This window comes from Acidisoma sp. L85 (assembly GCF_009765865.1).
In the GTDB taxonomy this organism is placed as follows: Bacteria; Pseudomonadota; Alphaproteobacteria; order Acetobacterales; family Acetobacteraceae; genus Acidisoma.
Genome location: NZ_LMUQ01000084.1, coordinates 348,603 through 359,030, shown reverse-complemented (window position 1 = coordinate 359,030; position 10,428 = coordinate 348,603). Strand labels below are relative to the sequence as shown.

Here is a 10,428-nt window from a genome sequence, read left to right as displayed (position 1 = left end):
CCAACCAGTCCCATCCGCAAGTCACCCCGCAGATAAAACCTAAGGCGCCACCAACATATCCCTTCCATTCCTGATGCAATTTTCAAAGAACAAACCTTAGAGGCGCTAGCTGCCGGCGTCTTCGCCAGAACCGCACCCCGTCGGTGGAGGCGGGTTCTATGCGCCTCACCTCGGACTGTCAACGCGGAAATGTCAAAGCGATGACAGACAAAACAGCCACTTTTAACAATGCGTTACGTCAAAACGTCACACAGTTTAGTCAAAGTCAGGTCGATTTAGGTTAGGCATGCGCACTATGCGCAAAAAGGAGAGCTCAAATGGAGGCATGCGGTTGACGCGGTGGCCACGCCCATCCAAGGGCGCGACCAACCGCCGCAATCATGCCGCCTGCACCAGCCGGTCGTTGATCACCAGACCGTCCTTGCCAGCCGAGATGTCGATCGTCTCGCCATCATGCACGGCGCCTTCCAGGATCATCCCCGCCAGCGGATTCTGCAGTTGGCGCTGGATGACGCGCTTCAGCGGACGTGCCCCGTAGGTCGGATCGTAGCCCTCCTCGGCCAGCCAATTGAGCGCCGCCGTCTGCACCTTCATCGTGATCTTGCGATCGGCCAGCAGGGCACGGAGACGTTCCAGCTGGATATCCACGATCGTCGCCATGTCCGCCCGCTGTAGACGGCGGAACAGGATCACCTCATCCAGCCGGTTGAGGAATTCCGGCCGGAAATGCTGCCGCACCAGCGTCATCACCTGACCTTGAACCATCGTCGCCGCCTCGCCTTCGGGCTGGGCCGCGAGGATATCGCTCCCCAGGTTGCTGGTCAGCACGATCATGACGTTGCGGAAATCGACCGTGCGCCCCTGACCGTCCGTCAGCCGCCCATCATCAAGCACCTGGAGGAGGATGTTGAAGACATCCTCATGCGCCTTCTCGACCTCATCGAAGAGGATGACCTGGTAAGGCCGCCGGCGCACCGCCTCGGTCAGCACGCCGCCCTCGTCGTAGCCGACATAGCCGGGAGGCGCGCCGATGAGGCGGGCGACGGAGTGCTTCTCCATGAACTCGCTCATATCGACGCGCAGCAGCGCCCGCTCGTCGTCGAAGAGGAAGGCAGCGAGCGCCTTGGTCAGTTCGGTCTTGCCGACGCCAGTTGGACCGAGGAACAGGAAGCTGCCGATCGGGCGGTTAGGGTCTTGCAAACCGGCACGCGCGCGCCGGACGGCATCCGAGACGGCCTTCAACGCGTCCTCCTGCCCCACCACGCGGCGACGCAGTTCATCCTCCATGCGCAGGAGCTTGGACCGCTCGCCTTCGAGCATCCGCTCGACCGGGACTCCGGTCCAGCGCGATACGACGGCGGCGATGCCCTCCTCATTGACGGCCTCGTTGACGAGGCGTCCGTCCGATTGCTGGGCAGCCGCGATATCCCGTTCCAGCTGAGGGATCACGCCGTATAGCAATTCGGAGGCGCGGCCGAGTTCGCCGCGGCGCTGGGCGCCTTCCACCTCGATGCGCGCCTGGTCCAGCTTCTCCTTTAGCTTCTGGGCGTCGGCGAGGCGCGACTTCTCGTTGCTCCAGGCGGTGCTCATCGCATCCGACCTCTCGCCGAGTTCGGCGATTTCCAGCTCCAGCTTCTCCAGCCGATCGCGGGAGGCCGCGTCCTCCTCGCGCTTCAGGGCCTCGCGTTCGATCTTGAGCTGCAAGAGCCGGCGATCGAGTTCGTCGAGTTCCTCGGGCTTGCTGTCGACCTGCATGCGCAGGCGGCTGGCCGCCTCGTCCATGAGGTCGATCGCTTTGTCGGGCAGGAAACGGTCAGAGATGTAGCGGTTGGAGAGGGTTGCCGCCGCGACCAGCGCGCCGTCCGTGATGCGGACGCCGTGATGCAGTTCGTATTTCTCCTTGATGCCACGCAGGATCGAGATGGTGTCGGCAACCGATGGCTCGCCCACAAAGACCGGCTGGAAACGCCGGGCCAGCGCCGCATCCTTCTCGACATGCTTGCGATACTCGTCGAGCGTGGTCGCGCCGATGCAGTGCAGTGTGCCGCGCGCGAGTTCCGGCTTGATGAGGTTGGAGGCGTCCATCGCGCCGTCCGCTTTGCCGGCACCGACGAGGGTGTGCATTTCGTCGATGAAAAGGACGACCTCGCCTTGGGCGGCTTCGATCTCCTGCAGCACGGATTTCAGCCGTTCCTCGAACTCGCCGCGATATTTGGCGCCCGCGACCATCGAGCCGAGGTCGAGCGCCAGAAGCTTTTTGTTCTTGAGCGCCTCCGGCACGTCGCCATTGACGATGCGGATGGCGAGACCCTCGACGATCGCGGTCTTGCCGACGCCCGGCTCGCCGATCAGCACCGGGTTGTTCTTGGTGCGGCGGGCGAGAACCTGGATGGTGCGGCGGATCTCCTCATCCCGGCCGATGACGGGATCGAGTTTGCCGTTGCGGGCCTGTTCGGTCACGTCGCGGGCGTATTTCTTCAGCGAGTCGAAGGTGGATTCCGCGTTCTGGCTGGTGACCTTGCGGCCCTTGCGGATGTCCGTGACGGCGCGATCGAGGGCCTGCGCATTGGCACCGGCTTCCCGAAGCGCCTTGGCGGCGGGGCCTTCGCCCGCGGCCAGGGCCACGAGCAGGCGATCCTGCGCGACGTAGTCGTCGCCGGCCTTCTGCGCGGCGGTTTGTGCCGCGTCCAAGACGCGCACCAGTTCGGGCGTGATCTGGGGCTGACCGGCACCGCCGCCCTGCACCTTGGGCTGCCGCGCGATCTCGAGGTTGACGGCGTTGAGGGCGCGCGCCGGATCGCCACCGGCGGCGCGGATCAGGCCGGAGGCGGCCCCTTCCTCGTCATCCAGCAAAGACTTCAAGAGATGTTCGGGCGTGATTCGCTGATGGAATTCGCGGATGGCGATGGTTTGCGCGGCCTGAAGGAAGCCGCGAGACCGTTCGGTAAATTTCTCAATATCCATTCTGTGTCCCTTTCTAAGGCGACGCCTCCGGCCCATCCCTAGACTTAGGCAATGGACCGCGATGATGTCTTCTCAGATGGGACGACCGGCCGCCTTGCTCAAGAGGCCGTGATCGCATTCGGCTTCAGGAAACCACTGGCTCCGGGACCGCTTCGGGCGCCACGGCTTCCTCGGGATCCGGCACCGGAGTCAGGACCTTTCTACCCGCCTCACTCGGCCGCAAACCTGGCGTTGGCGGGTCGCCCACGGCCACTTCGACACGTACGGTCATAGAGGAAAAATCCTCGCGGCGACCGAGATAGCCGCCGGATAGCGGGAGGGCCTGATGGGGTTCCCTCGCCATGCAAACGCGGATCAGGTTGCGGCCGGCGATCAGCCCATTCGTTGGGTCATATTCAACCCATCCGGCGCCGGGCAAATAGATCGCGCACCAGGCGTGGGTGGCGCCGCCGCCCTTCATCGGAGCTTCGCTCTGGACCAGCTTCTCGTCATAGAGGTAGCCGGAGACGAAGCGGGCCGCGAAGCCGAGCGAGCGCGCTGCCTCCATCATCAGAACCGCGAAATCCCGGCAGGCGCCCTTCCGCTCCGCAAGAGTCTTGAGTGGCGGGTGCGTGCCCTTCGCCTCGCGCCCCTCATAGGTGAAGTCGGATTTGATCGCCTGCGTCATCGCGATGAGCAGGTCGCGCGTACGCGCGGTCCCGCCCGGCCGCAGGAAACTGCGGGCCCATTTTTCGACCTGACGGTCCGGATCGGCGTAGTGCCGCTCCATCAGCCGGCTGAGATCGGGGTATTCATCTCCCGCATAGCGGAAGGGATAGGTTTCCGCGGCCGGTTCGATCGGCAGATCCGTGGCGGTCGGGTAATGCTTGAGGTCCAGTGCGGAGACGATCCGCAGCTCCTCCGTCTCAGCATTTTCCCAGTCGAGGATACAGACCGAGTTGCCGAAGACATCGTGAGCCCAGCGCGTCCGCGCGCCCGGCGGCGTGATCCAGAGAGTCGCGTCGAGCACGCGCAGATCGTGGCTGTCATGCGGGCGCATCATCAAGCGATGCTCCGTGAGCCTCACCGGGGCGCTGTAGCGATACTCGGTGGTATGGACGATTCGGACCCTAGGCATGACGCGATCCTAACACAGAGATCTTTCCCGATCCCTTCATGCGGCAGGTCTATCCGCCGCCGCATGCCGCGCCATCCCCCGCTTTCGGCCACGGAGCATATCTTTACAGCCAGCAAGCTTCGCACGCGTCCGGCCAATCTGGCCGAGGCCCGCGAGCTTGCGGTCGAAGAACGCCATGCTGGCGACCTCATCACCCATCGGGTCGTGTAGCCAGAAGAAGAGCGTCGGCAGCAGGATCGCGGCGAGACTGGCCCGCTTGGTGTACCAGCTGAAATCCGACGAACGGTCCTCGGCGGCGTACCATATCTGGTCCACCAGCCGCCCGGCGACGCGCAGTCCACGGCTGGGGCGGAGCAGCCAGGCCGCACCGCGCCGTGCGGCTTCCCGATTTGGCTCGAGAGTGACCAGCAAAGCCTCGACCACACCGCGCACGCGCTTGCCGAGCCGCATCTCGCCGCCGATGCGGGGCTGCGCCGCGATCAAGGCCCGACGCAGGGAGAGATCGAGGAAGGCTTCCACCATCTCCGCCGATCCACCAGGAAAGACGAGATCAACGCCCAGCGCATCCGGCGTCTCAGCATAGGCGGCTTTGAAGGCGCGCGATCCCCAGCCGAGGCTTGGGACAAAAGGCAGCATCGCGTCTATCGCGGCGTCCTGCTGCGGATCGGATTTAAAGGCCATGTCAGGATCCCGGGGGAAGCATGGGCTGGAAGCGGGCGACTTCCTCGTTGAACCCCATCAGCGAGAAATCGCTCATACGCATTGTATAAAGGACGCCATCGAGATGGTCGTTCTCATGCTGCACGATAACCCCATGGCGACCCTCCGCGACTCGCTCAATCCGCTCGCCTTCCCAGCCAAGGCCGATGTAGCGGATGCTGGCATGCCGGGGCACCGCCGCCTGGAGACCAGGGATGGACAAACAGCCCTCCCAGCCAAGCGCCATTTCCGGCCCCAGCGGCACAACTTCCGGGTTGATGAGGACATGAGGACCGGGGCCAGGCCCGGTTTCACCGGCCAGACGATCATCGGGCGCCACCGACTTCTGGTCCACAGGCGCCGTTGGCAGGCGGAAGACGAAAAGCCGCAAGGAGACGTGAACCTGCGGCGCCGCGAGACCCACTCCCCCGGCATCGATCATCGTCTCTATCATGTCATCAATGAGCCGGCGGATTTCCGGCGCGGTCGGATCCTCGACCGGATCCGCTCTACGCAGGAGGACCGGGTGACCCATCCTTGCGATCTTGAGGATAGCCATAGACAGAAACCTCGATCAAAGTTTGGAAAGGGTTTGCGGCATCGGATGATCGTGATATAGGCCCGCCTCTTCGGTGGCGGGCCCCCTATGTGCTCCGCTCATCTTTATACCGCAATGCAACGTAACGGAGTAGGCGGCCAAGTGCAGGTTCTCGTTCGGGATAACAACGTCGATCAGGCCCTCAAAGCCCTGAAGAAGAAGATGCAGCGCGAGGGCATCTTCCGAGAGATGAAACTGCGTCGCCATTTCGAGAAGCCGTCCGAGAGACGAGCCCGTGAGGCCGCCGAAGCTGTGCGGCGCGCGCGGAAGATGGAGCGCAAGCGCCTGGAGCGCGAAGGCTTCTAACTCCGACTACGGAGTCCTGGCCACGATATCCGCCCGCCGGTGCAAACCGGCGGGCTTTTCGTGTCCGCGTGGCAGTTCGATGAAAATAATCGCACTGCACAAAATTGTGTAATGCCCTCACCCGCCTAGAAAATCTGGAGTTTTCCTGCGCGTAGCTGGTCGGCTGCCGCACCTGTGGCAAACACCGCCCCATCATTGCCGCGATGCAGCACTATATGCGTCAAAGACAATTCAGATGCCTGTTTTAGGCAGGAGAGGCGAAAAGATGCGGATCGCTCAAGTTGCTCCTTTGGCCGAGGCAGTCCCTCCCAAGTTCTACGGCGGGACGGAGCGCGTGGTGTCCTACCTGACGGAAGAGCTGGTCGAAATGGGGCACGACGTGACCTTGTTTGCCAGCGGTGACTCCGTAACCTCGGCGACCCTCGATGCCGTATGGCCTCAAGCCCTGCGCCTGGATCCGACCGTTCGCGACTGGTCCGCGCCGCTTGCCATGCTGCTCGAGCGCGTGCGGCAGCGGGCGGAGGAGTTCGACGTTCTCCATTTTCACCTGGACTATTGGCCGGCCTCGCTCTTTGGCCGCCACAACATCCCTTATGTGACGACGCTGCATGGCCGGCTCGACCTTCCGGAGCTGCGGCCCGTCTATGCCAGCCTGCCGCCGATGAATGTTGTTTCGATTTCCGAATCGCAGCGCCGGCCGCTGCCGGAGCCGAATTATGTCGGCACGGTGCTGCATGGGCTGCCGAGAGATCTGCTTACCCCGCAGGACGTGGCACCGACATATCTCGCCTTCCTCGGCCGGATCTGCCCCGAGAAGCGGCCCGACCGGGCCATCCGCATCGCGCGGGCTGCGGGCATGCCGCTCAAGATGGCGGCGAAGGTCGATAAGGTCGATGCTGAGTATTTCGAGACGGTCATTCAGCCGATGATCGCCGAGGGTGGCGTCGAGATGATCGGCGAGATCAACGAGGCGCAGAAGCCTGCCTTCCTCAGTGGGGCGAAGGCGCTCCTCATGCCAATCGACTGGCCGGAGCCCTTCGGCCTGGTGATGATCGAGGCTATGGCCTGTGGAACGCCAGTGATTGCGTACAATCACGGCTCGGTGCCGGAGATCATCGACGAGGGTGTGACCGGCTTCATAGTCGAGGACGAGATGGGGGCGATCGCCGCCACACGCCGCCTGAACACGCTCCCGCGCGAACGGGTCCGCGCCAGGTTTGAGGAGCGGTTCACGGCGAGACGGATGGCTGAGGATTATCTCTCGGTCTACGAAACGCTTGCCCGCAGCCGGCGCCCGCGCCTGCGTCTCGTCAGCGGCTAGGGTGTGATGATCTAATACTGCGCGCCGAGATGCAAAGATTCGTCATGGCACCCGAAGGCGGGGCAGCCCCCTGCGTGCCATCCACGCCTTGCCTTCGTCACGCAAGCAAAGGCGTGGATGCTCGGCCTAAGCCGAGCATGACGAGGCGGAATGAGCGGTGTTTAGACAAGACATCCACACTAAGCCGATTCGACCTCGCAACGAAGAAAGGGCGGAGCCTTAGCGGCCCGCCCGATCTCCTGCCCCGAATAGCCTGAACTCGTCCGTCAGCGCCGCACTCTCCGACCGCGCAAACGCGACCAGTCGCAACGTCGCCGAAAGTTAGAGAGCCTTGAGGTTTGTCGCGGCGGCTTTGCCCCGCTCCATTGCTACATCGTAGCTAATCTTCTGGCCTTCGTTAAGGCCGCGAAGACCGGCAGCCTGGACCGCGGTGATGTGGACGAAAACATCCTTGCCGCCGTCCTGCGGCATGATGAAGCCGAAGCCCTTCGTGCTGTTGAACCACTTAACAGTGCCGATCGCCATAGCGTAACCATCTCCGTCCAAAAAAGCCGCGCCGTCGCGCTGAGGACAACCGGGGCTTTGGAAGACTTAGCGTCGCCTTAGACGAAGGCTCGGCAAGGCAAGCCAAAAATCGATTGCATTCCTCCTCTGCAGAAAATCACCCCTCTTGTCAATTGCTCCGAGTGTCCCATTGGAGAAAACGAAAAAGGGGTCGGCGCGAACCGACCCCCTCTTGCGATAGCGTTATGTTTCTGAGCCCGTAAGACAGGCTCGGAAGCAACAGACTTTATTAGAAGTCCATGTCGCCCATGCCGCCCATTCCGCCGCCGCCACCCGGCATCGGGGGGGCCTTCTTCTCCGGACGCTCGGCCACCATAGCCTCGGTGGTAATGAGCAGGCCGGCAACGGAAGACGCGTCCTGCAGCGCGGTGCGCACAACCTTCGTCGGGTCGATGATGCCGGCGCCGACCAGATCCTTGAACTCGCCGGTCTGCGCGTCGTAACCCCAGTTATACTCGTCCTTCTCAAGCACCTTGCCGGCGATGACGGCGCCATCGGCACCGGCATTCTCGGCAATCTGACGCAGCGGCGTCTGGATCGCCTTGCGGACGATTTCGATGCCGAAGTTCTGGTCGCTGTTGTCGCCCTTGACGTCCTTGAGGATCGCGGAAGCGCGCACCAGGGCGACGCCGCCGCCCGGAACGATGCCTTCCTCGACCGCCGCGCGCGTCGCATGCAGCGCGTCGTCCACGCGATCCTTGCGCTCCTTCACCTCGACCTCGGTCGAGCCGCCGACGCGCAGCACGGCAACGCCACCGGCCAGCTTCGCGAGACGCTCTTGCAGCTTCTCACGGTCGTAGTCGGAAGTCGTGTCCTCGATCTGCGCGCGGATCTGCGCGCAACGGCCGGCGATGTCCTCTTTCTTGCCGACGCCTTCGACGATCGTGGTGTTCTCCTTCTCGATCAGCACCTTCTTGGCGCGGCCGAGCATGGCGAGCGTCACGGTCTCAAGCTTGATGCCGAGATCTTCGCTGATCACCTGGCCACCGGTCAGGATGGCGATGTCTTCCAGCATGGCCTTGCGGCGATCGCCGAAGCCCGGAGCCTTCACGGCCGCGATCTTCAGCCCGCCGCGCAGCTTGTTGACGACGAGGGTAGCAAGCGCCTCACCCTCGATGTCCTCGGCGATGATCAGCAGCGGCTTGCCCGACTGCACCACGGCTTCCAGCAGCGGCAGCATGGGCTGCAGACCAGACAGCTTCTTCTCGTGAATGAGGATGTACGGGCTTTCGAGGTCCGCAACCATCTTCTCGGGATTGGTAATGAAATACGGCGAGACATAGCCGCGGTCGAACTGCATGCCCTCGACGACGTCGAGCTCGGTCTCGATGCCCTTGCTCTCTTCGACGGTGATGACACCCTCGTTGCCGACCTTCTGCATGGCCTGGGAGATCTTTTCCCCGATATCGGCCTCGCCATTGGCGGAGATGGTGCCGACCTGCGCGGTCTCGAACGGCGTCGTGATCTTCTTGGAGCGGGTCTTCAGCTCTTCGACGACCAGGATGACGGCCTTGTCGATGCCGCGCTTGAGGTCCATCGGGTTCATGCCGGCGGCAACGGCCTTGAGGCCCTCGCGCACGATGGCCTGGGCCAGCACGGTCGCCGTCGTGGTGCCGTCACCGGCGAGGTCGTTGGTCTTCGAGGCCACTTCGCGCACCATCTGGGCGCCCATGTTCTCGAACTTGTCGGCAAGCTCGATTTCCTTGGCGACCGTCACGCCGTCCTTGGTGATGCGCGGGGCGCCGAAGCTCTTGTCGAGCACGACGTTACGGCCCTTGGGACCCAAGGTCACCTTCACCGCATCGGCGAGGATATCGACGCCGCGCAACAGGCGCGCGCGCGCATCGGTGGAAAAACGAACGTCTTTCGCTGCCATATTGAAAAAGTCCTTATTATTTCTGGGAGGAGTTGAAGCTAGAAAGCGCCGTTCAGGCCGCCTTCTTGGCCTCCACGCCGCCGGCGATCACGCCCATGATGTCGGACTCTTTCATGATCAGCAGCTCTTCGCCGTCGATCTTGACCTCGGTGCCCGACCACTTGCCGAACAGGATGCGGTCACCCTGCTTCACGTCCAGCGCGACGATTTCGCCACGCTCATTGCGGGCGCCGGAACCGACGGCCACGATCTCGCCCTCCATGGGCTTTTCCTTGGCGGTATCGGGGATGATGATCCCTCCCGCCGTCTTCTCTTCTGCCGTAAGACGGCGAACGACTACACGGTCGTGCAGGGGACGGAACTTCATTCGGATCGCTCCTGAATGCGGATGTTGCGCTTATGCCCCGCGCTGGCGGCCCTCAGTTTGCGGCACCGGCCTCACGCGATTGGCACTCTCTTCATGAGAGTGCCAGCGATCTAGAGGGTCACTTCCACGAAGTCAAGGCTACGGCAGCACTCTATGTAGATGAGTGCCAACCTACTGATTCGGCACGATTTATCTTGTTCCTGCGAAAAAGAGCCGCCATCATCCTGCTGACCCGCAGCCGCGGGAGCGCCACCCGAAGGAGCCACCCTCAAGTCCCTGACGATCACGAAGGATGCATTGATGCGAGCCACCGACCGCGGCGACTATCGGCTGACCACCGCCGAGATCCTCTATCACCTGCCGGATCATCCGGGTGTCCTTCAAAGCTATATCTGGCAGGACGTGGACCTCGCCCCGGATTTCCCCGGACTGAAGAAATTCCTCGATTTCTGGCAACGGGAGATCGAGGGCAAGCTGCATTCCGTTCGCGTCGGCGCCGCGACGCTCGGTGCCGCGCCCGCGCAATGGGCACAGGCCCCGGGTAGTCACGCGCTTCACTAGGTTTGCGACGGCGCTTTAGGGAGGGGCGCCGGAGGTCTTAAGGGCTCGATGCAGG

The 10,428-nt window shown here is 63.1% G+C and carries 10 protein-coding genes; 3 read left to right on the top strand and 7 right to left on the bottom strand.

Annotated features, from left to right (window positions below):
• Positions 1-378: 378 nt before the first annotated feature.
• From clpB to GSQ83_RS29490, 4 genes are all read right to left on the bottom strand, one after another.
• Positions 379-2,964: an ATP-dependent chaperone ClpB gene (gene clpB / locus GSQ83_RS29505; RefSeq protein WP_158806633.1), complete on the bottom strand. Its 2,586-nt coding sequence runs from the start codon at positions 2,962-2,964 to the stop codon at positions 379-381.
• 124 nt (positions 2,965-3,088) lie between these two features.
• On the bottom strand, positions 3,089-4,081 hold the full coding sequence (locus GSQ83_RS29500; protein WP_158806632.1) for a transglutaminase family protein: 993 nt from the start codon (positions 4,079-4,081) through the stop codon (positions 3,089-3,091).
• 36 nt (positions 4,082-4,117) lie between these two features.
• Positions 4,118-4,762, bottom strand: coding sequence for a COQ9 family protein (locus GSQ83_RS29495; protein WP_158806631.1), 645 nt, complete (start codon positions 4,760-4,762; stop codon positions 4,118-4,120).
• A gap of 1 nt (position 4,763) precedes the next feature.
• A complete protein-coding gene (locus GSQ83_RS29490) occupies positions 4,764-5,339 on the bottom strand; it encodes a peptide deformylase (protein WP_158806630.1) in 576 nt (191 codons plus the stop codon).
• A 141-nt stretch (positions 5,340-5,480) separates the two neighbouring features.
• Here GSQ83_RS29490 and rpsU point away from each other — a divergent pair, with 141 nt between their 5' ends.
• Together rpsU and GSQ83_RS29480 are read left to right on the top strand one after the other, a co-directional pair.
• Positions 5,481-5,684 (top strand): 30S ribosomal protein S21, encoded by a 204-nt coding sequence (rpsU, locus tag GSQ83_RS29485; RefSeq protein ID WP_141459012.1) that lies wholly within the window; start codon positions 5,481-5,483, stop codon positions 5,682-5,684.
• Positions 5,685-5,949: 265 nt separating this feature from the next.
• On the top strand, positions 5,950-7,005 hold the full coding sequence (locus GSQ83_RS29480) for a glycosyltransferase family 4 protein (protein ID WP_158806629.1): 1,056 nt from the start codon (positions 5,950-5,952) through the stop codon (positions 7,003-7,005).
• 321 nt (positions 7,006-7,326) lie between these two features.
• Here the strand turns inward: GSQ83_RS29480 and GSQ83_RS29475 are convergent, their stop codons facing one another.
• The 3 genes from GSQ83_RS29475 to groES form a co-directional block, all read right to left on the bottom strand.
• The gene (locus tag GSQ83_RS29475) at positions 7,327-7,530 is read right to left on the bottom strand and encodes a cold-shock protein (RefSeq protein ID WP_158806628.1); all 204 of its coding nucleotides are present in this window, start codon (positions 7,528-7,530) and stop codon (positions 7,327-7,329) included.
• Between the two features lie 268 nt (positions 7,531-7,798).
• Positions 7,799-9,445 carry a chaperonin GroEL gene (gene groL, locus GSQ83_RS29470; RefSeq protein ID WP_158806627.1) on the bottom strand — a complete coding sequence of 549 codons (1,647 nt, stop codon included), beginning with the start codon at positions 9,443-9,445 and terminating at the stop codon, positions 7,799-7,801.
• A gap of 52 nt (positions 9,446-9,497) precedes the next feature.
• Complete coding sequence (groES, locus tag GSQ83_RS29465) at positions 9,498-9,812, bottom strand: co-chaperone GroES (RefSeq protein WP_158806626.1); 315 nt, start codon at positions 9,810-9,812, stop codon at positions 9,498-9,500.
• A gap of 300 nt (positions 9,813-10,112) precedes the next feature.
• On the opposite strand from groES, the gene GSQ83_RS29460 reads away from it, so the two are divergent.
• Entirely contained in the window at positions 10,113-10,373 is a 261-nt protein-coding gene (locus GSQ83_RS29460) for a Usg family protein (protein ID WP_158806625.1), read from the top strand.
• Positions 10,374-10,428: the final 55 nt, after the last annotated feature.